Annotated in this window: 20 protein-coding genes and 1 pseudogene; 11 read left to right on the top strand and 10 right to left on the bottom strand. The window is 74.1% G+C overall.

All coding sequences use genetic code 11. The annotated features are described in order from the left end of the window. Positions 1 to 9: 9 nt before the first annotated feature. Positions 10 to 954, top strand: coding sequence for an alpha/beta fold hydrolase (locus OSB71_RS16850; protein ID WP_265948942.1), 945 nt, complete (start codon positions 10 to 12; stop codon positions 952 to 954). 483 nt (positions 955 to 1,437) lie between these two features. On the opposite strand, the gene OSB71_RS16840 is transcribed toward OSB71_RS16850, so the two are convergent. The 3 genes from OSB71_RS16840 to nth all read right to left on the bottom strand — a co-directional run bounded on the left by OSB71_RS16840 (position 1,438) and on the right by nth (position 4,707). Next, complete coding sequence (locus OSB71_RS16840) at positions 1,438 to 2,637, bottom strand: MarP family serine protease (protein WP_265948940.1); 1,200 nt, start codon at positions 2,635 to 2,637, stop codon at positions 1,438 to 1,440. 469 nt (positions 2,638 to 3,106) lie between these two features. Further along, positions 3,107 to 3,817: an NUDIX hydrolase gene (locus OSB71_RS16835; protein ID WP_265948939.1), complete on the bottom strand. Its 711-nt coding sequence runs from the start codon at positions 3,815 to 3,817 to the stop codon at positions 3,107 to 3,109. After that, complete coding sequence (gene nth, locus OSB71_RS16830; RefSeq protein ID WP_323055302.1) at positions 3,814 to 4,707, bottom strand: endonuclease III; 894 nt, start codon at positions 4,705 to 4,707, stop codon at positions 3,814 to 3,816. Before nth ends, OSB71_RS16835 begins: the two co-directional genes overlap by 4 nt. Positions 4,708 to 5,061: 354 nt before the next feature. Between nth and OSB71_RS16825 the strand changes: the two genes are divergently transcribed. Then, on the top strand, positions 5,062 to 5,736 hold the full coding sequence (locus OSB71_RS16825; RefSeq protein ID WP_265948936.1) for a Crp/Fnr family transcriptional regulator: 675 nt from the start codon (positions 5,062 to 5,064) through the stop codon (positions 5,734 to 5,736). A 113-nt stretch (positions 5,737 to 5,849) separates the two neighbouring features. On the opposite strand, the gene OSB71_RS16820 is transcribed toward OSB71_RS16825, so the two are convergent. Then, positions 5,850 to 6,680 (bottom strand): MBL fold metallo-hydrolase, encoded by an 831-nt coding sequence (locus tag OSB71_RS16820; RefSeq protein WP_265948934.1) that lies wholly within the window; start codon positions 6,678 to 6,680, stop codon positions 5,850 to 5,852. Beyond that, complete coding sequence (locus tag OSB71_RS16815) at positions 6,677 to 7,621, bottom strand: NUDIX hydrolase (RefSeq protein WP_265948933.1); 945 nt, start codon at positions 7,619 to 7,621, stop codon at positions 6,677 to 6,679. The genes OSB71_RS16820 and OSB71_RS16815 overlap by 4 nt, the downstream gene beginning before the upstream one ends. A gap of 103 nt (positions 7,622 to 7,724) precedes the next feature. On the opposite strand from OSB71_RS16815, the gene OSB71_RS16810 reads away from it, so the two are divergent. Next, positions 7,725 to 7,898 (top strand): hypothetical protein, encoded by a 174-nt coding sequence (locus OSB71_RS16810; protein ID WP_265948931.1) that lies wholly within the window; start codon positions 7,725 to 7,727, stop codon positions 7,896 to 7,898. 159 nt (positions 7,899 to 8,057) lie between these two features. Here OSB71_RS16810 and OSB71_RS16805 read toward each other — a convergent pair whose 3' ends face one another. Beyond that, the gene (locus OSB71_RS16805) at positions 8,058 to 8,669 is read right to left on the bottom strand and encodes a DUF4291 domain-containing protein (RefSeq protein WP_265948929.1); all 612 of its coding nucleotides are present in this window, start codon (positions 8,667 to 8,669) and stop codon (positions 8,058 to 8,060) included. Positions 8,670 to 8,729: 60 nt separating this feature from the next. Here OSB71_RS16805 and OSB71_RS16800 point away from each other — a divergent pair, with 60 nt between their 5' ends. From OSB71_RS16800 to OSB71_RS16765, 8 genes and pseudogenes are all read left to right on the top strand, one after another. Then, complete coding sequence (locus OSB71_RS16800) at positions 8,730 to 9,446, top strand: VWA domain-containing protein (protein WP_265948928.1); 717 nt, start codon at positions 8,730 to 8,732, stop codon at positions 9,444 to 9,446. A gap of 228 nt (positions 9,447 to 9,674) precedes the next feature. After that, positions 9,675 to 10,316 carry a Crp/Fnr family transcriptional regulator gene (locus OSB71_RS16795; protein WP_265948927.1) on the top strand — a complete coding sequence of 214 codons (642 nt, stop codon included), beginning with the start codon at positions 9,675 to 9,677 and terminating at the stop codon, positions 10,314 to 10,316. A 158-nt stretch (positions 10,317 to 10,474) separates the two neighbouring features. Beyond that, positions 10,475 to 11,392: a hypothetical protein gene (locus OSB71_RS16790; protein WP_265948926.1), complete on the top strand. Its 918-nt coding sequence runs from the start codon at positions 10,475 to 10,477 to the stop codon at positions 11,390 to 11,392. Next, entirely contained in the window at positions 11,389 to 13,503 is a 2,115-nt protein-coding gene (locus OSB71_RS16785; protein ID WP_265948924.1) for a hypothetical protein, read from the top strand. Before OSB71_RS16790 ends, OSB71_RS16785 begins: the two co-directional genes overlap by 4 nt. A 173-nt stretch (positions 13,504 to 13,676) precedes the next feature. Next, positions 13,677 to 14,510, top strand: coding sequence for a hypothetical protein (locus OSB71_RS16780; RefSeq protein ID WP_265948923.1), 834 nt, complete (start codon positions 13,677 to 13,679; stop codon positions 14,508 to 14,510). Positions 14,511 to 15,060: 550 nt separating this feature from the next. Continuing rightward, positions 15,061 to 15,672, top strand: coding sequence for a hypothetical protein (locus tag OSB71_RS16775; RefSeq protein ID WP_265948922.1), 612 nt, complete (start codon positions 15,061 to 15,063; stop codon positions 15,670 to 15,672). Continuing rightward, positions 15,669 to 16,991, top strand: coding sequence for a 7-cyano-7-deazaguanine synthase (locus tag OSB71_RS16770; RefSeq protein WP_265948921.1), 1,323 nt, complete (start codon positions 15,669 to 15,671; stop codon positions 16,989 to 16,991). The genes OSB71_RS16775 and OSB71_RS16770 overlap by 4 nt, the downstream gene beginning before the upstream one ends. Before the next feature lie 41 nt (positions 16,992 to 17,032). Next, positions 17,033 to 17,275, top strand: a pseudogene (locus OSB71_RS16765) (PIN domain-containing protein); the annotation flags it as partial. A 53-nt stretch (positions 17,276 to 17,328) separates the two neighbouring features. Here the strand turns inward: OSB71_RS16765 and OSB71_RS16760 are convergent. Genes OSB71_RS16760 through OSB71_RS16745 form a run of 4 tightly spaced genes read right to left on the bottom strand, consistent with a single transcriptional unit; the run spans position 17,329 to position 25,788 of the window. Beyond that, positions 17,329 to 18,609 (bottom strand): TIGR02679 family protein, encoded by a 1,281-nt coding sequence (locus OSB71_RS16760; protein ID WP_265948920.1) that lies wholly within the window; start codon positions 18,607 to 18,609, stop codon positions 17,329 to 17,331. Continuing rightward, entirely contained in the window at positions 18,606 to 22,844 is a 4,239-nt protein-coding gene (locus OSB71_RS16755; RefSeq protein WP_265948919.1) for a TIGR02680 family protein, read from the bottom strand. The genes OSB71_RS16760 and OSB71_RS16755 overlap by 4 nt, the downstream gene beginning before the upstream one ends. Beyond that, positions 22,841 to 24,166 carry a TIGR02678 family protein gene (locus OSB71_RS16750; protein ID WP_265948918.1) on the bottom strand — a complete coding sequence of 442 codons (1,326 nt, stop codon included), beginning with the start codon at positions 24,164 to 24,166 and terminating at the stop codon, positions 22,841 to 22,843. The genes OSB71_RS16755 and OSB71_RS16750 overlap by 4 nt, the downstream gene beginning before the upstream one ends. Next, positions 24,163 to 25,788 carry a TIGR02677 family protein gene (locus OSB71_RS16745; protein WP_265948917.1) on the bottom strand — a complete coding sequence of 542 codons (1,626 nt, stop codon included), beginning with the start codon at positions 25,786 to 25,788 and terminating at the stop codon, positions 24,163 to 24,165. Before OSB71_RS16745 ends, OSB71_RS16750 begins: the two co-directional genes overlap by 4 nt. Between the last annotated feature and the right edge of the window lie 32 nt (positions 25,789 to 25,820).

Raw genomic sequence — 25,820 nt, 5'->3', positions numbered from 1 at the left:
CTGCTCCCCATGACCACCCCTGCCGTCGATCCGCCCAGCTCCGCCGTTCCCGCGCTGGACGGCCCCTGGGTCCACCGGGACGTCGCCGCCAACGGCGCCCGCTTCCACATCGCCGAACTGGGGGACGGCCCGCTGGTGCTCCTGGTGCACGGCTTCCCCCAGTTCTGGTGGACCTGGCGGCACCAGCTCACCTCCTTGGCGGACGCGGGCTACCGGGCCGTCGCGATGGACCTGCGCGGCGTCGGCGGCAGCGACCGCACCCCGCGCGGCTACGACCCGGCGAACCTGGCCCTGGACATCACCGGCGTCATCCGCTCCCTGGGCGAGCCGGACGCGGCGCTGGTGGGCCACGACCTCGGCGGCTACCTGGCCTGGACGGCGGCCGTGATGCGGCCCAAGCTGATCCGGCGCCTGGCGGTGGTGTCCATGCCGCACCCGCGCCGCTGGCGCTCGGCGATGCTGCGCGACGTGCGGCAGACGGCGGCGGGCTCGCACATCTGGGGCTTCCAGCGCCCGTGGGTGCCCGAGCGGCAACTCGTCGCGGACGACGGCGCCCTGGTGGGACGGCTGATCCGCGAGTGGTCCGGCCCCCGGCTGCCCGAGGCGTTCGACGACGCCACCGTGCGCACCTACCAGCGCGCGATGTGCATCCCGTCGACCGCGCACTGCTCGGTGGAGCCCTACCGCTGGCTGGTGCGCGCGCTGGCCCGGCCCGACGGCGTCCAGTTCTACCGCCGCATGCGGCGCCCCGTGCGGGTGCCGACGCTGCACCTGCACGGCTCGCTCGATCCGGTGCTGCGCACCCGCAGCGCGGCCGGTTCCGGCCAGTACGTCGAGGCGCCCTACCGCTGGCGCCTGTTCGACGGGCTCGGGCACTTCCCGCACGAGGAGGACCCGGCGGCCTTCACCACCGAGCTCGTGGAATGGCTGCGCGACCCCGAGCCCGACCGCTGACCCGCCCCGGCCGCCCCGGCCACCCGCCCCGGCCCCGGCGCCGGACGCGCACACCCCGCCCCTCGCACACGTGTCCGCCGCATACGCCGAATGGCTGAACTTCGTACGGTTATCGACCTGCGGGGGCGGGCACAGTGCCGAGTATGGGTTGGACGTACGACCAACGTGACGTGTCCCGCACCGCCCGTGGCCGTGGGCCCGGTGCGCGTCCGCGGCTGCCGCGCGCCCCGCGCCCGGCGGCCCAGGACGCCGGGGACCCCCGCATCGGCATCCCCAGCATCCTGGGCCGCCGCGCCCGCTGGGTGAGCGCCCGCCTCCGCCACCGCTGACGCCCGCCGCGTCCCGGCCGGGCGCCGCCGTCCCGAACGCACGCGCCGACCCGAGCGCACGCGCCGGCCCGGCCGGGCGCCGCGCGTCCCGGAGCCCGCCGCCCCACCCGACGCCGGTGCCACCGCGCCGCCGGGTCCGGGTCCGGGCAGCTCCCTACATCGCGCAGTTCTGGCTGTCGACGGGGCGCTGGGCGGCGCGTCCCCGGGTGATGTTCTCGCGCACCTCGTCCAGCGTCAGCGCGTACCCGGTGTGCTCGTCGTCCAGGGACTTGGCGAAGATGACGCCGTAGACCCGGCCCTCCGGGGTCAGCAGCGGCCCGCCGGAGTTGCCCTGCCGCACGACCGTGCGCAGCGAGTACACGTCGCGCCGCACCATGCCGCGGTGGTAGATGTCGGGTCCGTTGGCCTGTACCCGGCCCCGGACGCGGGCCGCGCGGGCGTCGAAGCCGCCGTTCTCCGGGAACCCCGCCACGACCGCGCCGTCGCCGGTGGTGGCGTCGCCTTCGGACAGCTCCAGCGCCGGGGCGTCGAGCCCGGGCACGTCGAGCACGGCGACGTCCCGCTCCCAGTCGTACAGGACGATCTCGGCGTCGTAGAGCCGTCCCTCGCCGCCGACCTGCACGGTCGGCTCGTCCACGCCGCCGACGACGTGCGCGTTCGTCATCACCCGGCCCTCGTGGAAGACGAAGCCGGTGCCCTCCAGCGACTTGCCGCAGCTCGGCGCCGTTCCGGTGATCTTCACGATGGACTCCTTCGCCCGGGTGACGGCCGGGCTGCCCGCCAGCTCCGGGTCCGGCTCCGGCACGTTGGTGATCGGCTCGTTGGTGAAGGGCGAGAAGACCTGGGGGAAACCGTTCTGCGCGAGGACGGTGCTGAAGTCGGTGAACCAGGTGGTGGCACCGCCCGGCATGGCCTGCGAGACGCCCTGCAGCACGCTGGACCCGCGCACCTCGCGGCCGAGCGTGGGCAGCGACGTGGCGGCCAGCGCGGAGCCGACGAGCCACGCGACGAAGAGCATGGCGACGACGTTGACCAGCGCGCCCCCCGTCGCGTCCAGCGCCCGCACGGGTGACCAGGTGATGTGGCGGCGCAGCCGGTTGCCGTGGTGCGTGGTGAACGCCTGTCCCACGGACGCGCAGACCACGACGATGACGACGGCCGCCACCGCCTGCGCCGTCCCCGCGGCCGCGCCGCCGGTCAGCCGGCTCCACAGCGGCGGCAGCGCCATGACGGCGACGAGGCCACCGGCGAGGAACCCCGCCACGGACAGCACGCCGACCACGAAGCCCTGGCGGTAGCCGACGACCGCGAACCACAGGGCCGCCAGCACCAGCAGCAGGTCCAGCACGTTCACCGCGTCACCCTCGCCTCGGTCGCCGTATCGGTCGCTTCGCGGCCGCTTGGTGCGGCGCGCCCCACCACCCCGCAGGCGCGCCCCGGCCGCCCGGTGCCGCCCGTCCCACGCGGGCCGTCCCCTTGCTCGGGGCCGTCCCCTCCCTCGGGGCCGTCTCCTTCCCCGGGATCGCCCGTCCCTCGGGGGCCGCCCGTCGTCCGGGGATCGCCCGTCGCCCGGGGGACGCTCGGTCCTCCGCCGCCGTCCGCGTTCCCGGGGCCGCCTGGCGGGCCCGGCTCCGCGGGACCGGGTGCCGTGTTCGTGTCCGTCGCCTTCCGTCCTTCCGGCCGGGTCGGCCCCGCCGGGGCGCCGCGCGGGTCGTGCGCGTCGCGTGCTGCCACATCAGCAGCACCGTATGCATCATCCGTCACCACCGCATCGCGGAGCGGCCGGGGTCGCGCCGGTCGGCGAGCGCTCCGGGCCGTCCGCGTCAGGCGTGCCAGTCCAGCGCTATGCCCCGCTCCCGGTCCCAGGGGCGCTCCCAGCCCGCGAAGTGCAGGACGCGGTCGATGACGCCGGCGGTGAAGCCCCACACCAGCGTGTCCGCCACCTGGAAGCACGGCCCGCGGTAGCCGCTGGGGTGCAGCGCCGTCCCCCGGTTCGCGGGATCGGCCAGCTCGGCGACCGGCACGGTGAACACCCGGGCCGTCTCCCCCGCGTCCACGGCCTGCACCGGGGTGCGCTCGCGCCACCAGCCGAGCACCGGCGTGACGACGAAGCCGCTGACCGGGATGTACAGCCGCGGGAGCACCCCGAAGACCTGCACGCCCGCCGGGTCGAGACCCGTCTCCTCCTCGGCCTCGCGCAGCGCCGCGCGCAGGGGGCCGTCCCCCTGCGGATCGCCGTCCTCGGGGTCGAGCGCGCCGCCGGGGAAGGACGGCTGGCCGGCGTGGGAGCGCAGACTGCTGGCGCGCTCCATGAGCAGCAGCTCGGGGCCCGGCTCGCCGTCGGCGGTCGGCGTCTCACCGAAGAGGACGAGCACGGCCGACTGCCGCCCTCCGGTGGGCGGCGGCAGGAAACGGCTGAGCTGTTCGGGCCGGACGGTCGGCACCGCCTCCGCCACGGGCGCCAGCCAGCCTGGCACGCCGTCCGCGCTGACGGTGACCGGAGCCGCGGCACCGTCCGTCCGGGGAACCCTCACGGCGTCCCCAGCGGCGGCGCGGCGCGGCCGGGGTAGTCGGGCGGAGGCTTCAGGCGCTGGCCGGGCTGGCCGCCCATCTCGTACTTGAGCAGCTTCTTCGCCTTCTCCGGGTCCGTCTCGCCCTCCCCGTAGGCCGGGCACAGCTCGGCGATCGGGCACACCCCGCAGGCCGGGCGGCGGGAGTGGCAGATGCGGCGGCCGTGGAAGATGGTGCGGTGCGAGAAGTCCGTCCACTCGCTCTTGGGGATGATCTCGGCGATCTCCGCCTCGACGCGCTCCGGGTCCGTCTGCCCGGTGAGCTTCCAGCGGCGCACCAAGCGGCCGAAGTGCGTGTCCACGGTCAAACCGGGCCTGCCGAACGCGTTGCCCAGCACGACGAACGCCGTCTTGCGGCCGACGCCGGGGAGGCTGACCAGATCCTCCAGGGAGTCGGGCACCTCCCCGCCGAAGCGGTCGCGCAGCGCGGTGGACAGGCCGATGAGCGACTTCGCCTTGTTCCGGAAGAAGCCGGTCGGACGGATCAGCGCCTCCAGCCTCTCCGGGTCGGCCGCGGCCATGTCCTCGGGCCCGGGGTAGGCGGCGAAGAGGGCGGGCGTCGTCTGGTTGACGCGCAGGTCGGTCGTCTGGGCGGACAGGACGGTGGCGACCAGGAGCTGGAAGGGGCTCTCGAAGTCGAGCTCCGGGTGCGCGTAGTGGTAGACCTCGGCCAGCTCCCGGTTGATGCGGCGGGCGCGGCGCACCATGCCCAGCCGCGTCTCGCCCTTGCGGGGCCGCGCCTTGCGCACCGCCTTGGGCCCGACGTCCGTCCGGCGACCGGCGGCTCCGGCGTCCCCGGCGGCTCCGGCCCCGGGCGCCTGGCCGGCCCCGGGACCCTCGTCGCTCCCGGGCACCGGGCCGGGGCGCGGCCCGGGGTCGGAGCGGGGCGTCCGCTCGCCCGACCGGGCCCCTGCGGCCCCGGCCGCCTTACTCCGCGCGGCGGGCCGCTGTTCACCCACAGCGGAATCACCGGAAGCGCTCACCCGACCGGCCCCTTTCCTGTGCTCCTACCGGGCTGTTGACCACTCGGCCAGCGTAAGGGGAGGCGACGACATTCGCCCCGGACCTCGGTCAATCCCTGCCCCACCCGCCCCCTGCCGCACACTGGGAGGAACGGGTGCGTCAAACTCGTGAGCGATCGCACTGTTTCGCACGTCCGGCATCATGGGGCCCGTACCCTCATGCGCAGGCCGACAAGGAGAAGACTCGTGGACGACGTTCTGCGGCGCGCCCCGCTCTTCGCGGCGCTCGATGAGGAGCAGGCGGCTGAGCTGCGTGCCTCCATGTCCGAGACGACGCTGGCCCGCGGCGAGGCCCTGTTCCACGAGGGGGACCCCGGCGACCGGCTCTACGTCGTCACCGAGGGCAAGGTCAAGCTGCACCGCAGCTCCCCCGACGGGCGCGAGAACATGCTCGCCGTCCTCGGTCCGGGCGAGCTGATCGGCGAGCTGTCCCTGTTCGACCCGGGTCCGCGCACGGCGACGGCCAGCGCGCTCACCGAGGTGAAGCTGCTGGGCCTGGGCCACGGTGACCTGCAGCCGTGGCTGAACGCGCGGCCGGAGGTCGCCTCCGCGCTGCTGCGCGCCGTCGCCCGCCGCCTGCGCCGCACCAACGACTCCATGTCCGACCTGGTCTTCTCCGACGTCCCCGGCCGCGTCGCCAAGGCCCTGCTGGACCTCTCGCGCCGCTTCGGCGTGCAGTCCGAAGAGGGCATCCACGTCGTGCACGATCTCACCCAGGAGGAGCTGGCGCAGCTCGTCGGCGCCTCCCGCGAGACCGTCAACAAGGCGCTCGCCGACTTCGCCAGCCGGGGCTGGCTGCGGCTGGAGGCCCGCGCCGTGATCCTGCTGGACGTCGAGCGGCTGGCCAAGCGGAGCCGCTGACGCGCCGCCGGGGCCGGCACCGGGCGCCGCACGCGGGACGACGCGGCCCGCACGACGCGGCCCGCACGACGCACGACGCGGCCCGCGTGCGGGGCGGCGGCGCCCGCGGCCGGTCAGATCAGCCCGTGCTCGCCCAGGTAGTCGAGCTGCGCGCGCACCGACAGTTCGGCGGCGGGCCACAGGGTGCGCTCCACGTCGGCGTAGACGTGGGCCACGACCTCGGCCGGGGTGCGGTACCCGTCCTCGACCGCCGTCTCCACCTGGGCCAGCCGCTTCGCGCGGTGCACCAGGTAGTAGTCGACGGCGCCCTGCGCGTCGGCCAGGACCGGCCCGTGCCCGGGCAGCACCGTCCGCACGCCGTCGTCCACGGTGAGGGAGCGCAGGCGGCGCAGCGAGTCCAGGTAGTCGCCAAGGCGCCCGTCGGGGTGCGCGACGACGGTGGTGCCCCGGCCGAGCACGGTGTCGCCGGTGAGCACGGCGGCGTCGGCGGGCAGGTGGAAGCTGAGGGAGTCCCCGGTGTGCCCCGGGGTCGGCACGACGCGCAGCTCCAGGCCGCCGGTGGTGACGACGTCGCCCGGCGCCAGCCCCTCGTCGCCCAGCCGCAGCGCCGGGTCCAGCGCGCGCACCGGGGAGCCGGTCAGCTCGGCGAAGCGGGCGGCGCCCTCGGCGTGGTCGTGGTGGCCGTGGGTCAGCAGGGTCAGCGCGACGCGCTTGCCCATCCGCTCCGCGGTGGCGACGACTTCGCGCAGGTGGCCCTCGTCCAGCGGCCCGGGGTCGACGACGACGGCCACGTCCGCGTCCGGCTCGGCGACGACCCAGGTGTTGGTGCCGTCCAGCGTCATCGGGGAGGGGTTGGGTGCCAGCACGCAGGTGGCCCGCGCCGTGGCGGGGCCGCTGACGACGGCTCCGCGCGGCTGGCCGGGCAGTTCGGCGGCGTTCGTCATACCCGGAAGATCCTCTTCTCGAACTCGTCGTGTCCCGGCCAACTGAGCACGATCTCCTCACCGTCCAGTGTGGCCCGGGCCAGCACCGGCGCCAGGTCCCGCGCGGCGGCGCGGGTGAGGGCCTCGTCGGCGCGCGTCAGGGTGGTGAGGTCGCGCAGGGTGGCGATCGTGGGCGGCATCATCAGCAGCTCCCCGCGGTCGTAGCCCGCGGCGGCGTCGCCCGGGGTGATCCACACGGTGCGGTCGGCCTCCGTCGAGGCGTTGCGGGTGCGCTGCCCGCACGGCAGCGCGGCGACGAAGAACCAGGTGTCGTAGCGGCGCTGCTCGAACTCCGGGGTGATCCAGCGGGCCCAGGCGCCGAGCAGGTCGCTGCGCAGGGCCAGGTCGCGGCGGGCCAGGAAGTCGGCGAAGGACAGCTCGCGGGCGACGAGCGCGCGGCGGTCGGCCTCCCAGTCCTCCCCCGTGGTGTCGGCCACGACGGAGTCGGCGTCGGGGCCCGCGAGCAGCACGCCCGCCTCCTCGAAGGTCTCCCGCACGGCCGCGCAGACGATCGCCTGGGCCTCCGCCGGGCCGACGCCGAGCCGCTCGCCCCACGCCGCGCGGTCCGGTCCGGCCCAGCGCACCGCCGCCTCGTCGCGCGGGTCCACGCCGCCGCCGGGGTAGGCGTACGCGCCCCCGGCGAAGGCCATCGACGTCCTGCGGCGCAGCATGTGCACGCTCGGGCCCCGCTCGCCGTCCCGCAGGAGCAGCACGGTGGCCGCCCGCTTCGGCGTCACCGGCGTCAGCTCACCGCGCTGGTGCGCCCTGATCCGCTCCGGCCACTCCGCCGGGTACCACTGGCCGCCGCGCCGAGCGGCGGGCGGCTCGTCCCGGTGCCGGCCGTTCCGTTCGCCGTCGCTCCCGCCGTCGTGCAGGCCGCTGGGTGGGCCGTCATTCGCCATGAGCGGATCGTACGGCGCCGGGGGGCGTCTGTTCGAGGGGCTACCCGAGATGCCGGACTCAGCCGTTCGAGGGACAGTGGAGTGACGAGGAGGAGGGACGGCCATGTCCAAGCACCACCACCGCGGGGAACGCGCCGGCTTCGACGACCGGGAGCGCTCCCGCAGCGCCGCCGCCGACCAGCGGTCCCGCCAGGCCATGCGGGACACCGCCTGGGGCGGACGCGCCAGGAACCACGGCAAGACGCAGAAGGCCACGCTCAAGCACCGGGGCCGGTGAGCGGGCCCGGGAGCCCCTGAGCCGGGGAGCGAGGAGCGGAAGCCGCCTGAGCCGGCACCGGGCAGCCGCGGGGCGCGAGGCCCGGCCGTTGCGGCCGACGCGAGCGACCCCGGCCGCGCGACGAGGCGGGACGGCGCGCGCCACGGCGTGGAGCCCCGTTCACGCCCCCAGGTGCGCCAGCAGCCCCGCCGGCACGGGGTAGGGCCGCTCCGCGGGCAGCCACCGCGCCGCCTCGGCCACCTCGGCCACCTCGCCGTCGCGCACGCGCTCGCGCACGGCGTGGGCGAGCGGGGTGACGTCGTCGATCCCGGTGATCCACTCGTCGGCGTAGCGCCGGGCCGCCTCACCGGCGAGGCCGAGCTGGAGGGAGCGGTGAGGCAGCGCCCGCAGGTGCAGGTCCCGCTCCGGGTCCCACTGGACGCGCGTCGGCGCCGCCCGCAGCCGGGCGCGCCAGTCCGCCGCGTCGGCGTGCACGTCGGCGTCGTAGCGCGACAGGCACGCGCGCTCCAGCGCCCACTCGAACCCGGCCCGGGTGATCCGGACGGCCAGCACCGTCTCCTGGCCCTCCTTGGCGCCCCAGCCGCAGCGGTACATCATCCACAGGAAGGACGGCTTGACCCACGTCATGCGGTCGCGCTGCCACGTCGCGGGGAAGCGTCCCGTGCGTGCCGCGGGGACGCCGATCTCCGGTCGGTACGCCTGGTAGACGGTCACGGTGTGGGCGTCGAACCGCGCCCGGATCTCGCGCCGCGCGGGCCGCAGGTGCTCCATGCCCCCAGCCTGTCGCCAACCGCCGGACACGGCCAGCGATTTCCTGGGAAACTGCGGTCCATGCCACTGAGTCTGAGCACCGTGGAGGAGCGGGCCCCGAAGCTCGTCAACCTCTACAAGTCCGCCGCCATATCCCTGGAGAAGCACCGGCTGGCCGGGGAACGCGCCAGCGTCTACCTCGTGCTCGACTACTCGGGCTCCATGCGCCGCTACTACACCGACGGCACCGCCCAGCACCTCGCGGAGCAGGTGCTGGGCCTGTCCGCCCACCTGGACGACGACGGGGTGGTGCCCCTGGTGTTCTTCTCCACCGACGTCGACGGCACCGCGCAGGTGTCGCTCGACGCCCACTGCGGCCGCGTCACCGAACTCGCCGCCTCGCTGGGCCACATGGGGCGCACCAACTACCACTGGGGCATGGACGCCGTCCTGGACCACTACCTGGCGTCCGGCTCCGCCCACCCCGCCCTCGTGGTCTTCCAGACCGACGGCGGACCCACCAGCAAGCTGGCCGCCGAACGCTTCATCTGCAAGGCCGCCGAACTCCCGCTGTACTGGCAGTTCGTCGGCTTCGGCGCCCCGGGGGGCAAGCAGTTCGACTTCCTCCGCCGCCTGGACGACCTCGCCGTCCCGCGCCTGCGCCCCGTGGACAACACCGGTTTCTTCCCCGCCGGGGAGGACCCCCGCGCGGTCCCCGACGCCGTCCTGTACGACCGGCTGCTGGGCGGCTACCCCGAGTGGCTCGCCGCCGCCCGCCGCGCGGGCATAGCGCCCTGACCGCCCGGCCCGCGCCGGGGGCGCCGGGCACAGCGCCCGACGCCGCGGCCGGGGGCGGCTGAAGCCCCGTCGGGGCCCGCCGCCCCGGCTCCTGCCCCGGGCGCGCGCAGGCGGGCGGGGCCGCGTACGTTCTCGGCCATCCTCGCCGGGTCCGCGGCCCCGGAGCCGCCCGGGGGCGTACAACTGCTGACGTCGAGAAGGCCGGCGACAGGACCGTCAGGGGGACGTGTGCTGCCCGAGGACGTTTGGCGCGAGATGCGGGCCCAGGGGCCGTCCCGCCGCTTCCGCGCGCGCAGCGTGATGTTGCGGCAGGGCTCCCCCGGCACGCACCTGCTCGCGCTCACCGACGGGCTCGCCAAGGTCGTGTGCCGGGAGCCTGGCGGCGCCGTCACGTGGCTCGCCTTCCGCGGGCCGGGCGACCTGCTCGGCGAGGTGTCGGTCTTCCACGGCACCACGCGGACGGCGGACGTCGTCGCGCTGACGCCGTGCACGGCCGTCGTCCTGGACGCCCAGCGCTTCCGTCGGTTCGTGGACGAGCGCGGGCTGGTCATGAGCCTGATGCGGCAGGCGCTGGCCAGGATGCGGGAGTCCGACACCCACCGCACCGAACTCCTCACCCTGCCCCTGGTGGCGCGGCTGGCCCGGGCCCTGCTGCGCCTGGTCGAACTGGCCGGGCGCGCGGACGCGTCGGGCGACGTACGGCTGAGCGGGCTGACCCAGGAGGAGCTCGCCCAGGCCATCGGCGTGACCCGCAACGCGGCCATCGCCGGGCTGCGGCGGCTGCGCGCGTCGGGCGCCGTCGAGACGGCGCGCAAGGTGATCGTCGTCAAGGACATAGGCACCCTGCGCGGGTGGGCCTCCGCCGAGTGACGGGGCGGCCGCGTGCAGCACGCCTGACGCGCGTGTGAAGCGGGTCACTCCGGTTGCGCCCTGTGCTGTGCACTCGGCGGGTCGGCGCGCCGGGAGTCTCGAAGCCACCGCTTCGGCGGTGCCGAGAACCCGTCTCACCGCACGTGAGGAGCACGCGCATGCCCGTTTCCGTCCCCACCCCGTACGCCGAGAGCCGCAAGCTTCCCCCCTACCGGGCCCTGTTCGCGGTGGACGCGAAGGACTTCACCGGTCTGCCGGCCGCCCAGCACGGCCCCGTCAGCCAGTTGATCCCCGAACTCGTCGACCAGGCCCTGGAGCGTGCGGAGCTGCACGCACTGCGGGACGCCAAGCGGTTCCCCGCCAACACGGGGGACGGGATCGTCTTCGGCTTCGACCCCGCCTTCCTGCCCTTCGTGCTCTGGCCGTTCCTGCGCGTCCTGGACGACGTGCTGAGCGCGTACAACCGGCAGTCCGTGGGGCCGCGCATCCGGCTGCGCGCCAGCGTCCACGTCGGGCCGCTGCCGGACTCCGGGAAGCCCGGCGACGGCAACGGCACCGCCCGCAACGACACCCACCGGCTGCTGGACTCGCGCCCCGTCAAGGCGATGCTGGCCGCCGCGAGCGAGGAGGTCACGCCCCTCGCCGTGATCATCTCCGACCGGGTGCACGAGGACGTGGTGCGCGGCGCCTACACCGGGCTGCACCGCGACCGCTGCACCGAGGTGCCGGCCACCGTCGAGGGCAAGACCTTCGCGCAGCGGGCGTGGCTGTACGTCCCCTCGCCGTCCGGCAACCTGCTGCGCGCCGGAGTCCTGGCGCGGGAGGAGACCGCGGGGAACGGACCCGGCGAGTCCGCGGAGCGACGCGCCGGGCAGGACGCGTCCCCGCGGCCGGGCAGGCTGTACCAGGGCAACACGCAACGGGTCGACGAGGGCGCCGCGCTGATGGGCGACGTCGGCGGGGACTTCACCTACACCGGCCGCTCCACCACCTACCACGGCACGAACCAGCACTGGGGCAGCGGCGACAACGTCGGCGGCGACAAGCGCACCGGCGAGGCCGGTGAGCGGCGATGAGCGAGCCGCGCGACACGCCCCCCGGGCCGGACGCCCGGCACCGCCCGCCCGACGGCGCGCCCGGGGAGGCCCCCGGGGCCGCGCACGGAGATCCCCGCGAGGGCAGCCGCGAGGACACCGCGCGCACCGAGCGCACCGAGCTGCCGGGCGCCACCTACCGGGACAACCAGCAGCGCGTCGAGCACGGCGTGGCGTTCACGGGGGCGGTGTACGGCGACTTCCACCACCATGCCGCCACGGAGGAGATCCTCAAGCCCGCGCTGCGCGAGGGCCCGTACCCGGCCGACGAGATCGCCGAGAAGCTGCGGGGGTTCGTCGAGCCACCTGCCCACCTCCCGTGCCGCAAAGCGCTGGACCGGCGGGTTCTCCTGCTCGGCGCCGAGGGCGGCACGGGCGCGAGCACGGCCGCGTTCGCCCTGCTGGCCGAGCGGCACGGGACGAGCGGCGTCACCGGGCTGGACCCCGCGGAGGACCTGGCGCGCTGGCGCCCCGGCGACCGGCGCGGCTACCTGCTGCAAGGGCTGCCCCAGGACGCCGCGGACGCGCTCGGCGAGGTGGCGCTCCGGGCGCTGGCCGACCTGCTGCGGCAGGCCGGCGCCCACCTCGTCGTCACCGTGCGCGCGGGGGTGCGGCTGCCGGTCGACGCCCTCCCGTGGCACGTGGCGCACCTGCCGCCGTCCCCCCGCGACGTGGCGGTCAGACGCCTGCACGCGTGGGCGCGGGAGGGCCGGCTCACCGGAGCGCACCTGTCCGACGCGCTGGGTCGGCTCGCCTCCCGTCCGTTCGCCGACCACCTGCGGGGGCGCTCCCTGCCCGGCGACGGCGTCGAAGTGGCCGCGGAGCTGCGCGAAGTGGTCGTCACGGGCAAGCCCGTCACCGTAGCGCTGGAGAGCCTGCGGCAGAGCGACCCCGGGGACCGCACGGCCCTGGACGACGCCCGCGGCAGCGCCGACGCGCTCTCCCTCCTCGCCGCCGTCGCCCTGCTCCCCCGCCAGGACCGCACGGTCGTCGAGCGCTTCGCCGCCACGCTCCGCCCGCTGCTGCACGAGCGGGCGCCGACGGACCCGGCGAGCGCCCGACCGGAGCGGCCCGACGTGCTCGGGCCCGCCTTCGAGGACCGCCTGGCGCGGGTGGGGGCCCGGCCCCTGCCGCGGGAGCCCGGCGCGGCGCGGCGCTACCGCTACGCGGTGCAGCCGGTCGCCTTCTTCGGCCGGCACCGCTCCGAGGTGCTGCTCCGGCGGCTGTGGCTGGACTACGAGGGCATGGCCGAGCTGCTGTGGCGGGCCCTCGCCGCGCTGCCCGACCAGCCGGGCGTCGACCTGGCGGCCGGCCAGGCCATCGGACGCGTGCTGACGCACGCCACCGGGCCGGACGCGCTGCGTCAGCTCGGCCCCTTCGCGGCGTCCGAGCGGCGCTGGCAGCGCCGCCTGGTCGCCTACGCACTCGGCGAGTTGGCGCAGCACGCCGAACACGGCGGTGCGGTGCGGGAGCAGTTGCGCCAGTGGAGCCGACGGCGGTCGGCCGCCCTGCGGTGCACCGTCGCCGAGACCTGTGCCGGCAGCTACGGCCTGGCCCACCCCCGCACCGCGCTCAGACTCCTCGACGCGGTGCTCGACGGCCCGGAGGCGGACGCGGAAGGGAGCCTGTGGACCGCCGTCTCCTTCGCCCTCAGCGTGCTGCTCTCCGAGGAGCCCAACCACGCCCCCGTGCTGGACCGGATGGCGGCATGGCTCGCGGCCGAGCCGGGAACGCTGCGGCACGCCTTCGCGGCGCACGCGGTGCAGGCGATGGCCCGCTCCACGTTCCCCCTGCCCGGCCGCTCCGGCCCCCGCAAGGTCGCGCTCGCCGAGGTGCTGGGCGACCACCCGCGGCAGGCCCTCGCCCTGGTGACCCTCGCCCTCGACACGCCGGCCACCTTCGAGGCCGTCGCGGACGGGCTGCTCGCCATCGAACGCGACCCCCACCTGCGCCACCGGGCCGCCTGCGCGTCGTTCCTCGCCGCGCTGTCCCACGCGGCGGCCGGACGGCGCGGGCTCACCCGGCTCGTGCTGCGCCGCCACCGCGCACACGCCACCACCGCCCCGTCGACATCGGAGAGGACCGCCTCGTGAACGCAGTGAGCGGAATGAACGGAGCGAACGGAGTAAATGGAGCGACGGGAGCATACACAGTGAACGAAGCGAACAGGGCGAACGGAGCGGACGGACCGCTGATCGCATCGGTGGCCTCCGCCCCCGCCTGGCGGTTGCTGAGGTTCCGCCTCTCCGGGCGGGGGGAGCGCGCCATGGTGTTCCTGTCCAGGCAGGGCGGCGACCGGCTCGAACCTCCCCGCGGCACGGGTGACCGGGGGTATCCGCGGCCCACGCTGGGCGAGGCGCGCGGCGGGCGTTTCCTCGCCGTCCTGTGGGTCTCGCTCGCCGAGCGCCGGTGCGTGGTGGAGCTCCCCGCGCGCAGGCCGACGCCGTCCGCCCGGCCGGGGCCGCGCTACGAGATCGCCTGGCGCGTGCACGACCCCGTCGTCGCCGCCCGCAGCGCGCTGACGGAGGAGCGGGCCGGGCACCTGATCGCTCACCACCTCGGCACGCGGGCGGCGCCGCCCGGGCAGCCCGACCCGCTGAGGCAGCCACCGCCGCACCACGGCACCGTCCAGGTCGTGCCGCCCGGCGAGGTGCGAGAGGTCCCGGAAGCCGGGCTCAGGTACTGGCTCCTCGACCCGCCGGCCGGGTTCCTGCCCGGACCGGGCGCCGGCGCCGGGCCCACGCTGCCACCGGTCTTCGGAGAGGCGCACCGGGAGGCGTACCGCTTCTACCGCGAGGTGGTCGTGGGCGGCCCGGCGGACCTCGCCGCGTTCTGGCTGCTCCAACACCCCGACCAGGCCCGGGACGTGCTCGACTGGACGGTGGCCCACCGGGACCTGCTCACCGACCGGGACGGCTGGGAACGGCGCCTGGCCGCGACGCTGCGGGGGCTCACGAAGGACGACCGGAGCTACGTCGGCGTGCATCTCGCCCAGGTGCTCACCCACCTCGGCATCCCCCAGGGCGAGGAGGTCCTCCGCCGCCTGCACCACGAGCCCCCACCCCCCACGGCGAACGGCTCCCCCGGCACCCCCGCCTGACCGGCCGCACGCGCAACCCCGCGCGTGCGGCCCCCGCCCACCGCCCCCGCGTGGCACCGGAGCACGGCGAAGAGCCAACAGCGATCACACGATCGGCCCTTCGCCCTTTGCCAGAAGTGGCGAAATCTGCACCCGCGACCTCTTCGTCCCGAACGAGGTTCGGTTGGCGAGCCGTGCCAGCACGGATGACATCTCCCATGGTCAAGGCGTCGGGCTGTCGTGGTCTCGGATGGCTCCGAAGGGAATCCGGAGGCAGGTTGGCTCCCAGTCCGGTCCGCGCCGCCCTGGCCGAGTCGCGCCCTACCTGGGAATGGTCCGGTCTGATGCCATGACTGGGAAGAGCGGGGAGGGACATTGTCGGGCTGGGGGTGCTGTGGGGACGTCCACGCGGTGGAAGGGGCCGAATGGCGACCGGTGGAGTTCCGCTGCGAGACGGCTGGCGCGCTGGCGGGCGGACTCGCGCAACGCGGATCAGCGTCTGGAAGAGATCGCCGCGGACCATCTACGTGCCCTGCACGAGACGCTCCGTGCTGATCGATCGGCTTTCGGCTTGTACGACGCGGCCTGCGCGGCCGGTGAGCGGCTCGCCGGGGCCCTGAGCTCGCTGGCCGCCGAGGGCGCCGGACCGGCGGACGCGCTTGTCGCACGTCTCGTCTCCGAGGTCGGCGGAGAGGGTGGCACACTCGCCGACGCCGCGGTGCGCAGGGGCGTGGCCGCTGCGGTCCGCGATGTCCGCGACAGGCACCCCGAGCTGGACGACGACATGAACGGGGGCGGCGCGGGCGGCGGCTTCGCCTGGGACATCCTGTGCGATCTCTACCAGGTGTTCTTCGCCGATGTGGTAGGGGAATTCCTCCGATCCGTTGTTGCCGAGCACGTCAAGCTGGCAGTGCCGGTGCTCATCGCGACCGATCCGGAAGGCAGGATCGCCGACTGGGTCGCGGAGAAGACGGTGGACCTGGTGCCGAATCCCTGCGAGGTGGCCGCTGAAGCGACGGAGCTCGCAGAGCCCGTGGACACCGCGCAGTCGGTAGTGGGCGGTGGGCTGGACCCGTCAGCCGTGCTGCCCAAGATCGCCGCGTCGCTGGTGCCGCGGGCGGTCGGCAGGGTACTCGGCCTGATCGCCGACGAGATCACCGGAGAAGAGGGAGCCGCGGCATGACCGGGCCCGACCATTTCCTCTGGTGGCGCGGCCACCGCGGGGACCGGCCTCGCGATGCCCGCTGGACGGAGATCGGCGAGGAAGCCTTCCAGGAGAAGGAGCGCCGCGTCACCGGCCGGCACCACCTGCCCGGTTCGGTCCCCGACTGGGCCGAGGACCTGTTCCGCGTCGCCAGAGCCGCGTTCATCGCCGACAAATACGTACGCCGGACCGGCGTCCGGGACCGGTGGACCCGCCGCATCAGCCTCACCGTGCCCGTCACGGAGCACGAGCGGTGGCAGAGCGCAGCCATCCGTACCCACTTCACCGCGCTCCTCCAGATTCTCACCGGGGACCATTGGAGTGTGGACTTCCGGCCTCTCGCCGGCCATCGGGTCGAGGAGGCGATGATCTTCCCCGGCGACTCTCGTGCCTCGGAAGTCGCGCTGTTCTCCGGTGGGCTGGATTCCCTCAGTTGGGCCGCCACCCGCTCGCGCGCCGATGATCCTCGGCCGCTGCTGCTCGTCATGTTCCGTGAGATCGGCTTGCTGCGTCTCCAGCAGCGGGTGTACAAGGCCGTCGAGCGACTGGGCGGGCCACGGCCGGTGATGCTGCTACCGATGAGCCAGACCCCCGCGGGCGACGGCTCCAGGCTGCGGCTGGAGACCTCCTCCCGCACCCGCGGCCTGCTGTACGCGGCGGGAGCGATCCGTGCCGCCACCGCGCACGGAGTGGCCACCGTCCACATTCCCGAGAACGGCCAGGTCGCCCTCAATCCACCTCTGACGCCCGCGCGTTCGGCCGCCTGCTCCACCCGTTCCGTGCACCCGCGGACGCTGGCCGGTCTGAACGCTGTGATTGCCGCCGTGAGCGACGCCGGGAGCGCGGTACGGGTGGTCAATCCCCTGGCTCAGCTGACGAAAGGCGAGGTGTGCAGGGCAGGGCGCGACGCGGGCCTCACTCCGTCGGACCTGGAGACCACCCTGAGCTGCGGCAAGCCGCCCACCCGCCGCAGCGGCGGCCCTCCCATCGCCAACTGCGGCGTCTGCTTCCCGTGTCTGGTGCGCCGCTCCGGGCTGCTCCACGCGAACGGCGCCGACGGTACCCGGTACGAGGCGTCGCCATGGGAGAACAACCTCTCCTTCAACCGGGGCACCGACTGGCGTGCACTGCAGCGGTGGCTGCTCGGCCGGTACACGCTTACGGACGTGCTCACCGATACTCCGTTGCCGCCGGGTACGGATCCGGCATCGGCGCTCGACGTCATCAGGCGCGGGCGTGAGGAACTGGCCCGGCTGATTCAGCCGGCGGCTGCGGCCGAGGCAGCCGGTGCGGCGTAGACGGCACCGGCGAGACCTGCTCGCACCGGACCGGAACCGGAGCCATCCAGGGACGGCTGAACCAGTTCACCTGGTGCCCCATGCCCGACGGCGTCTACCGGCGCGCCCGCGTCGTCCAGCGCGGGCTCACGGCCAAGGGGGAGCATCGCAGTGCCGGAGCCGTCGACCTTCTCGTGGCTGCGGCCGCGGAACAAGCAGGACTCACACTGCTGCACTACGACCGGGACTTCGAAACCATCGCCCGCACCACCGGGCAGCCGGTCCGGATGATCGACGTCAGGTAGACGGTCGGCTTCCGGAGCCCCGGGCTCGCACCCTGAGCACCTGCTGTGCGCCTTCAGGCGTTCCTGCCTCCGGCCGACAGGTCGTCCACCAGAAGGTCGAGGGTGGCCTCCTCGTGGAGCGCGACGCCGAGGGCGGTCATGGCGGGGGTGACGTCCGGATCCCAGGACGCGTCGACAGGCCGGCCGTCGAGCGGTAGCTGAGGGATTCCCTCGGCCTGGCTGCGAGCGGCCAGGTGCTCGTAGTCCTCGGCACCCATGCGCCACGGCAGGGCCTTGTAGCGGCGGATGATCCGATTCGCCAGAGCGATGCCCGGCCAGTCGAAGTCGCCGTGGTACGCGAAATGGCAGCCGGTGGCGGCGAGGGCATCGAGGAGCGTGAGGATCACCGTGGCGGCGCTGCCGGAGGTGCACACTAGGGGGCGGACGCAAGCCGCGTCGGCCGCAGCCTCCACCACGCGCGGATTCTCACAGATGTGGATCGCTGTTCCGGCGGGCAGTTGCAGCCGCAGGCCGTGCAGATCGCGCAGTGTGAGGTGGGTTTCGGCGTGATGGGCGGCCCGCTCCCGCAGGGCCTGCTCCCGCCAGCCTCCGCCGACGGGTCGCAGCCCGTAGGTCAGCACTGTGCTGGAGACCTCGTCCGGTGTGACGGACACCAGGCGCCACAGCGCACGTCGGCCGGCCGCGTCGCCGGGAAACTCGGTGCCGTGGGCGAGGGCGATGCCACGCTGGACGAGGCGCGCGAGCCAGGTGCCGTCGTCCAGGCCGTGCGCGGACCCGGTCGCCAGGGCCGCGAGTTCTCCTCGGCCTCGGGTGCCACCCCGCTCCGGGCCGAGCAGTACGGTGAGGACCTGGACAGCCTGCTGAAGTGTGCGTACCGCCGTTTCGGGCGTCACTCCTCTCGGTACGCCGGTACGGCGCAGCAGGTCGTACCACCGGCCGGTCCACTCCTGGCCGGCAAGCGGAGAGGCGTCCAGCGCCGAGGTGAGCGACGACCACATGTGCTCGCGCCGTGCCGTGATACCCGCGCGGACGGCCCGGCGGTCGGTGAGCGGCGGGCCGATTTCCTCCAGGACCCCTCTGAGCCCGAGTCCGGCCCCCGAGGCGCGCAGCCGCGTGTCGAGCGCGTCGAGGCGCACAGTCACGGCAGCACCCGTGACGGGTTTGCCCAGCAGAAGCGACAGGTCGTTGCGTTCCTGGGTGCTCACCGAGGTCAGCCGGAGGGAGCCGGTGGCCTGTAGGCCGTTGCCTTCCAGGCGCTTGCGTACCGCCTCCCAGAGCCGGGTGAGCCCGGGGCCGGCCAGCCAGTCCCGTGTCGCGGCGGGCAGCTTGCTCATACGGACACCAGACGCCGATGCCGGCCGTTCCAGGTGTAGTGCAAGGTGGCCACCCCGCGCACATGGGGATCACGGAGGCACTCGTAGATGTGCAGGGACGGCACCTCCGGCCAATTGCCCATGAGCCGTTCGCTGGTGAGGACGAAGTCGAGGTTGAGGTCGACGAGGATCCGCCCCAGTCGCCCGTGGGTGGGTTCGTCGACCTTGGCGAAGGCGTCGTCGAGCAGGATCAGCCGCGGTGCTTGCGGCGCCGACTCGGCGAGACTGGTGAAGTGGGCGGCGGCCGCGGCGAAGAGCACCAGGTAGGAGAGCACTCGCTGCTCGCCCTGGCTGAGTCCGGTGCGGCCGGTCAGTCTCCGCCTGCGTCCCGGGGCGGCGTCCTCGACCACGAAGGTGTGGAAGCGGAACCAGTCGCGGTAGTCCAGCGCGGTCCGCAGATGGGCGGCGTAACCGGCCGAAGGATCGGCCCGTCTGGCGTCCTCGATCCGGCGTTGCAGTACCTCGAGGAGCTGCTCGGTCTGCTCGCGCGTGCGCAGACTCGACGGGCTGCGCAGCAGCTCGACGGCAGCCCGCACGTCCGCGTCCACGTCCTCGTCCAGCTTCCACAGCAGTTCCACACCGAGACCGTGGGAGGTGCGTACGGTCCGCAGGGTGTCGTTGAGAGCCGCGACCAGATTCGCCGCGGTGATGACCTGGGCCGAGAGGTGGTCGCCGAGTTCGCCGGTCAGGAATCGCTGGAACACCTCACGTTCGCGCTCGGTGAGCCGCCCCCGGGCCTCGGCGGCCTGGACGGCGATCCGCTCGCCCACGGCCGCGACGTCGTGGGTACCGTGGTCGTCGATCAGACGGCACACCTTGATCCCGTCGCGTTCCTCCATCTGTGCGTCGAACCCGCCGGCCAGTTGGTCGCGCAGGTCGGTGTGCCGGTTGAGTAGGGTGCTGTCCGACACCTCGTCTTTCGGGCGGCCGAGGGCCTGTTCTACCGCGTCGGCCAGATCCTGTAGCGCGCGTAGACGGCTGCGGACGTCCGAGCCGGGATCGTCCGCCACCTCCTCGGGCAGCGCGGACCGGTCCAGTCCGGCGCCGCGCACCACCTCCGGCCGGCCGAGTGCGCCGCGCAGGATGCTGCCGGTGTCGATGACCGCCGCTTCCTGGTCGGCCAGATCACCGCGCAGGCGCTTCTCCTCCTCTTCCGCACGCACGCGCAGGTCGTGGAGTTCGTCGCGAGTTCGTCGTGCCGCCGGAAGGATCTGGACGGCGTGCGTGATGCGTTGCCTGGCTTCCTGCTCGCGGGTGAGGATCTCGTCTTCGGTCGCCCCGATGGCCTCCTCGCGGGTGTGCAGGTCCTGTTGTGCGGTACGCAGTCCGGTGAGGCGGAGCCGGTAGTTCTCCTCCGCGGCCAGGCGGTCGTCAAGGGCGCGTTCGTACCGCTCGGCATCGGCGTGATGGGCGCCGAGCCGCTCACCCGTGCTGCCGACTGCCCTGCGCAGATGTCCGATGCCGGTGAGCAGGGCGGCCAGCGCGGTGCGTACGCGTTCCAGTTCGGCGGGGTCGCTGGGCAGGTCATGGGCGGTGGCGGTGGCATCCGCCTCGGCGCGCGCCGCTACGGCGAGAGCGCGTGCTTCCTCGGCCGCACGGGCCGCGCGGGTCGCCTTGGCGGTCAGATCGTGCAGTGCCCTCTCGTCCGACTCGGTTCTGCTCCAGGCGTCGGCCAGACCTCGTGCCCGGGGGAAGTCCTGCTCCGCGAGCCGGAGGGCCCGGCGCCGGGCATCGGCCTCGGCGAGTTCGTGACGGGCGTCGGCCAATCGCTGCCGCGTCTGCGTGAGCCGCTCCTCCAGTTCGGCGAGGATGCGCCGCCGGGTCTCGGCGCGTACGGCGGCTCCCACGTACTCGGCGACCTTCTTGTGGTGCCGGCCGCTGAGCACGCCCAGACGCCAGCTTCCGTCGTAGTACACCGCGTCGTGAGCGTTCGTTTCCTCGGCCGGTGCGAGCGCGATGGCGGCCAACAGGCGTTCCACCTGCTCGGATGCGACGCCGCACCCCGCCTGGGGCACCGGGTGCAGGGCCGAGGCGAGGGTCGGCCCGTCCGGCAACGCGGGACCGGGGCGCAGCAGAGTGTCACGGGTGCGGGGATCGACAAGGGCGCCGTCCGCGCCAACCCACGCGTCCAGGATCCCACCGGCCTCCAGTGCCGCCTCCAGACCGGTCCGGTCGGCGGGAGTCAGGTCATCCGTGAAGTCCACCAGCCGGTAGAAGGGTGCTCCGCTGCCCGGTGTCCTTTCGGCGACGCGGTGGTAGGGGACCGGCGGCTCGGGATCGGTACGCCGCTCCCAGTCCTGCTTCTGACTCGCCAGGCGGTCGAGTTCTTCGTCGAGCCGGCCGGCAGCGAGTGCCAGGGCGTCCCGGCGCCCGGTGAGTTCCTCGCCGTAAGGCTCCAGTGCGGCGTGAGCGGCTTGCCGCACCTGGCTGTCGATGTCGGGCGGGAGCGTGCGGTCCGCGAACGGGGCGTCGGTGGAGCTCTCGCGGGTGACCGCGGTGCGGACGGCGTCCAGCGACGGGCAGTCGGGTCCGACGGCGGCCTGCGTGCGGGTGACCCACTCGGCGACCTGGTGGGCATATGCACCGCTCTCCTCGGCGACCTTCTCGCGGCCGGCCTCAAGTCGGCCGGCGGCCTCTTCCGTCTCACCCTCCAGCCGTTCCCGCTCGGCATCGGCCTGTGCTGCCCGGGTCCGGACCTCCTCGGCCCGCTTGATGAGGCGCGTCACCTCCTGGACCATCCGGGTCCGGTTCTTCACGACCGTCTCGGCGCCCTCCAGTTGGTCCTGCCAGGAGCGCAGCCCGTCCCGCACCGTGGCCGTGTCCACGCGGACAACCGGCCGGTGCCGCACGATGTGCGTCTCCCCGTCCGGAGCGGTCAGCTCGGTCTCGACGGCCTGGGAGCGGACCGTGCGGGGCAGAGCGACTGCCTCGCCGAGATGGCCGGTGGGAAGCCCGGCCTTCTCCGCCTGCGCCAGCAGTTCCCGGTGTTCGGTGCCCAGTTCGGTGAGCCGGCTCCCGAAATGCTCGACGCCGTCGGCCAGCCGCTCGGCCGCGCCTTCTTCTGCGCCGTGTGCGTTGCCGAGGGCGGTGAAGGCGGCCGCGGCGGCGGTGTGCAGTGCCTCCACCGTGCTGCGGCGCTCCGACAGTTCGCGCAGGCTGCGGTAGGCGCGGCTGGCGTGCAGGGCGGCGAGATCGGTCCGGGCGGTTTCCTCCTCGTCGCGCAGGGTTGCCAGCCGGGCTTCCGACTCCCCTTCCTGTGTCCTCAGCTCGCTGGTCCGCTGTGCGGCGTCTCCGGCTGCCCGGCGTCGCTGCGCGAGGACGTCCAGTTCCCGGCTCACCGCCTGCGCGAAGGTGCGCAGGACTCCGGCCAGGTAGCCGCGGTAGCTGGTGAGGAACGTGCGCAGCGCCGCATCGGTACGCTCCAGGCGGCCGAGCTCGTCACGTACGGTGTCGAGGTCGTGGAGGTTGCGCGCCACCTTCTCGACCACGTCCTCGTCGAGCCCCGGCAGGGTCTCGCTCAGCAGCAGGGCCAGTCCCCCGTGCTCGATGCGGTCCCCGACGGTGGGGCGCCGCAGCCGGTGGAGGAGCTGGGTGAGGTTGCGGTAGCGGGTGGCGTCGGTGATGCCGAACAGTTCCCGGGCCACCCGGGAGCGGTGGAGGACCGCACGTTCGGTCGTGTTGTCGGAGCCGACGATCTCCTTGAGACGGTCGACCGGCAGGGGCTTGCCGTTTTCTACCAGGTGCAGGTCCTCGCCGACGCGCAGCGGGGTGACGAAGAACGTCGGCAGCGCCTTCTGCGTCGACTTCGAGGCACGGACGGCGGCACCGAGCGTGAGGTGGCGGGGGCCGCCGTCGTCGGTCGTGCCCCGGAACTCCACCCACAGGTAGCCGAGCCGATTGGTCTGCTCGAACCCGTCCAGCATCAGCCAGGCGAGCGTGGTCCGGCCGGTGCCCGTGGCGTCCAGCGCCCGGGAGTCGCCGTCCAGCAGATACGGGAGCAGCATCTCCAGGGCCTTGGACTTCCCCGCGCCGTTCTTGCCGCGCAGCAGCAGCCGCCCGTCGCCGAAGGCGAACTCCTGCTCGTCGTACTGCCAGACGTTGTGGATGCCCGCGCGGTGCAACCGGAAGCGGGTGCCGGCGGTCGTCGCAGAGCCGGAACGCGGCAGCGGGACAGGGGCACGTGCATCGGCGGTCATAGCGGCAACTCCTCCTGGATATCGGCACCCTTGCCGGTTGCGGTGGCCGGGCGCACGGTGACGTGGGTGGCGTAGCGTGCCGCCGCTGCCAGCAGCACCCAGCCGTCGCCGTCGGGCCGCGCCCCGCGGACATCGGTCACCGTGCGCCCTTCCGGTGCCTCTTCGGCGTACCCCTCCGGCAGCCCTTCGCCCTCGGCGCGCAGCCGGCCGGCGCGGGCCATCAGCCGCATGCGGACCAGCAGGTCCAGCACGGCATCCCGCAGGGCGGGAATGTCCTCCAGGTAGCCGCGCTGCCAGTTGCTGCGCCGCCCGTACTCGGCGATCAGCTCGGCCAGCAGCTCATCCACCAGGCCGTCCGGGACAGCCACTCCGATGACGAGCGTCCCTCCGGTCGCCGGATGTCCGGGCTCCTGCGGCCGAAGCCGCTCCACCAGCCGCTCCACCACCAGCAGCGCGGCCTGCGCGACGGTCCCGGTGCCCGGCAGGTGCAGATCCGTCAGCTCGTCCTCGGGGTCCACCAGCGCCACTCCCTCGGCGCGGATCTCCATCTCCAGGCCGAGGAGTTCGGAGAACGCCTGGGCCTCCCGGCGCTGCCGGGTGCGCAGCCAGTCGCGTTCGGCGTCGGTCAGTTCGTCGAGGTGGACGACGGGTGTCTCGACGAGCATCCGGCGCACATAGGTGCGCGGCCCGCCGAACCCCGGGTCCGCTGCCCGCCGGACCAGATCGGCTCCGTCGCGTGATGGGGAGAGCGGCCCGGCGACGACGACGCGGGCCAGCTCCCGATCGACCGTGATCAGGGCTTCTCCGCCCGCTTCCTGCACAAGCGCGGCCACATGGCCCTCGATCTCGATGAGGACGCCCCACTGGACCAGCTGACGCAGCGCCGCGACCAAGGTCCGCTTCCCGGCCGCCCGGCCCGTCTCCTCCAGCTCGATGCCCGCGTCTGCCGCAGCGGCCCTGACGTCGGCCACCAGCTGTGACAGCAGCATCTGCTCGGGGGCGGTCACCAGCACGGACAGGGCCAGCGTCAGGCAGGCGTACGTGTGAGGGGTGAAAGGGGTGCCGGTGGAGCGCTCCAGCCGGTGTCCCGCGCCCGCCCCCAGGCCGGCCTTGAACAGCCGGGCGTAGGAGCTGTCCACCAGCAGACGGTAACCGAGCACCTGCTGGAAACGCTTGCCCAGCCAGTCGGCATGCCTGCGGATCAGCGGGAAGAGGTCGGCGTGGGGACCGTCCGACGTGACCAGCGGGTGGGCGAGCAGCAGCCGGGCGGCGCTGCGGCGCTCGGCGGCCAGAGCGACGTCGTGTGCCGAGGGGAGGGTCATGACACGCTCACCTCGGCTTCGCCGTCGGCCGTGGCGGAAATGCGGCCGATGTCGAGCTCCAGATCCTCCAGCAGCAGATCGCCGTCGGCCGAGTGCAGGACGCACCACGTCCCCGCGGTGCGCCGCACGGTGAGCCGGATGCCCAGCTCGGCGTCCTCGCTGTGCGCCGCGTCGAGGTCGAATCCCGTCGCCCGCTCCCCGACCGGGCCGGCGCGACGCCGGAGCTGAGCGTTCCCGAGTGCGGTGGCCAGCAGCTCCAGGAGCAGTCCGAGCGCCGCCGAGGTGAGACGCACCTCGGTGAACCGGCCCGAGGCGCTGCGCAGTTCGTCCGCCGCCGCTGCCCGGTCCGCGGCCCGCTGACGGGCGGCCTCCCGCAGCCGCTGCTTCTGCGCGGAGTGGTCCTCCGCCGAGGACGTCCGGCCCCGCGGGGCGCGGCTGCCCCTTTCGCGCAGGGCCACCGGCACCTCGACGACCGGGCCGGTCCACCAGCTCGTGGCAGCGGGCACCACCTCGTCGGTGGCCGGGGGTATGCCCAGGTGACGGGCGCCGTACAGCCCGAAGGCGGCGACAGCGATGTCGTGCGCATCCTGCGGTGCCGCTTCGTCGAACCATCGGGCCAGCCGCAGCAGATCCCTGCGCCGGGACATCTCCCCGGTGGCCGACCTCAGCATCCGCTTGGCGTTGGCGAGCAGCGACTGCAACGCTCGCAGGGTGGCGTCCCGCAGCTGGTCGACCTGGCTGCCGTGGCCGTCGGTGTCGCTGAACCAGCCGCGCAGGCCCTCCCAGTCCGCCAGTTCGCGCCCACGGCTGCGCTGGATCCGCGTCTCCGGGCGGCCGTCACCCTGTGGTGACAGCCCGGTGAGGCCCTGCGCGTGGGCGTCCAGCCGGGCCAGCAGGCCCGGAAGGTGCGGCCACAGGGTGTCCAGCGCCCCCGAGATACGAGGTGCGCGGAACGCCACGTCCTCCGTGATCGCCTCGACGTAGTCGAGGAGCAGCTCCTTGAAGCCCTGGTACTCGGCGCTGTCCAGGTCGTACCGGGCCAGCACCTGGCCGAGGTAGGCGTAGAAGTCCCGGACGGAGTCCGCGAACTCGGTGAACTGCACGAACAGTGTGCTGACCCGCTCCAGCCCGTCCTGCGGTTCGATGCCACCGGGCGCGGTCACCAGCTCGGCCAGCTCCCGGAGCCCGCGCTCGACCAGTGCCAGCAGTTCGTTGCTCACCTCGCGGGCGGCGTCGGCCTCAGCCAGGACCCCGTCGGCGTCCCGCTGGATGCGCTCGCCCAGCTTCGACAACTGGTAGCGCGAGCGGGACCGCTGGTACTCGCTGATGCTGGTCGCCTTCACCGTGTGGCTGCTGCGCAACAGGTTCCCCCACTGCACCAGCTTCTCCAGCCGGCCCGTGAGAGTGTCGGCGTCGAGCCCCGCACCAGGGCCACCAGCCTCGCGCAGCTTCGCCACGACGTCCGGGACGGCCAGGTCCGCCAGCAGGGTCCCGCAGAAGACCCGCATGATCGCGACGTGCTCCAGCCGCTCGGGCGCACTGAGGTAGGCGTACGCGTCCAGCCGCCTGCGCGCCCCGCCGTCGCCGGCGTCCGGTGACGCGCCAGGTGCGGGTACTTCCATGCCCGCGAGGTTATGCGGTGTATTCGGCCTCC

Origin of the sequence: Streptomyces marinisediminis (genome assembly GCF_026262575.1) — a bacterium.
In the GTDB taxonomy this organism is placed as follows: domain Bacteria; phylum Actinomycetota; class Actinomycetes; order Streptomycetales; family Streptomycetaceae; genus Streptomyces; species Streptomyces marinisediminis.
This window is presented reverse-complemented; position numbering and strand designations above follow the sequence as displayed.

Excerpts from the sequence above, each read along its gene's own strand:
- OSB71_RS16850 (WP_265948942.1), top strand. The coding sequence starts at position 10 with ATGACCACCCCTGCCGTCGATCCGCCCAGCTCCGCCGTTCCCGCGCTG.
- OSB71_RS16820 (WP_265948934.1), bottom strand. The coding sequence starts at position 6,680 with ATGACGAACGCCGCCGAACTGCCCGGCCAGCCGCGCGGAGCCGTCGTC.
- OSB71_RS16815 (WP_265948933.1), bottom strand. The coding sequence starts at position 7,621 with ATGGCGAATGACGGCCCACCCAGCGGCCTGCACGACGGCGGGAGCGAC.
- OSB71_RS16810 (WP_265948931.1), top strand. The coding sequence starts at position 7,725 with ATGTCCAAGCACCACCACCGCGGGGAACGCGCCGGCTTCGACGACCGG.
- OSB71_RS16805 (WP_265948929.1), bottom strand. The coding sequence starts at position 8,669 with ATGGAGCACCTGCGGCCCGCGCGGCGCGAGATCCGGGCGCGGTTCGAC.
- OSB71_RS16800 (WP_265948928.1), top strand. The coding sequence starts at position 8,730 with ATGCCACTGAGTCTGAGCACCGTGGAGGAGCGGGCCCCGAAGCTCGTC.
- OSB71_RS16790 (WP_265948926.1), top strand. The coding sequence starts at position 10,475 with ATGCCCGTTTCCGTCCCCACCCCGTACGCCGAGAGCCGCAAGCTTCCC.
- OSB71_RS16785 (WP_265948924.1), top strand. The coding sequence starts at position 11,389 with ATGAGCGAGCCGCGCGACACGCCCCCCGGGCCGGACGCCCGGCACCGC.
- OSB71_RS16780 (WP_265948923.1), top strand. The coding sequence starts at position 13,677 with ATGGTGTTCCTGTCCAGGCAGGGCGGCGACCGGCTCGAACCTCCCCGC.
- OSB71_RS16770 (WP_265948921.1), top strand. The coding sequence starts at position 15,669 with ATGACCGGGCCCGACCATTTCCTCTGGTGGCGCGGCCACCGCGGGGAC.
- OSB71_RS16760 (WP_265948920.1), bottom strand. The coding sequence starts at position 18,609 with ATGAGCAAGCTGCCCGCCGCGACACGGGACTGGCTGGCCGGCCCCGGG.
- OSB71_RS16755 (WP_265948919.1), bottom strand. The coding sequence starts at position 22,844 with ATGACCGCCGATGCACGTGCCCCTGTCCCGCTGCCGCGTTCCGGCTCT.
- OSB71_RS16750 (WP_265948918.1), bottom strand. The coding sequence starts at position 24,166 with ATGACCCTCCCCTCGGCACACGACGTCGCTCTGGCCGCCGAGCGCCGC.
- OSB71_RS16745 (WP_265948917.1), bottom strand. The coding sequence starts at position 25,788 with ATGGAAGTACCCGCACCTGGCGCGTCACCGGACGCCGGCGACGGCGGG.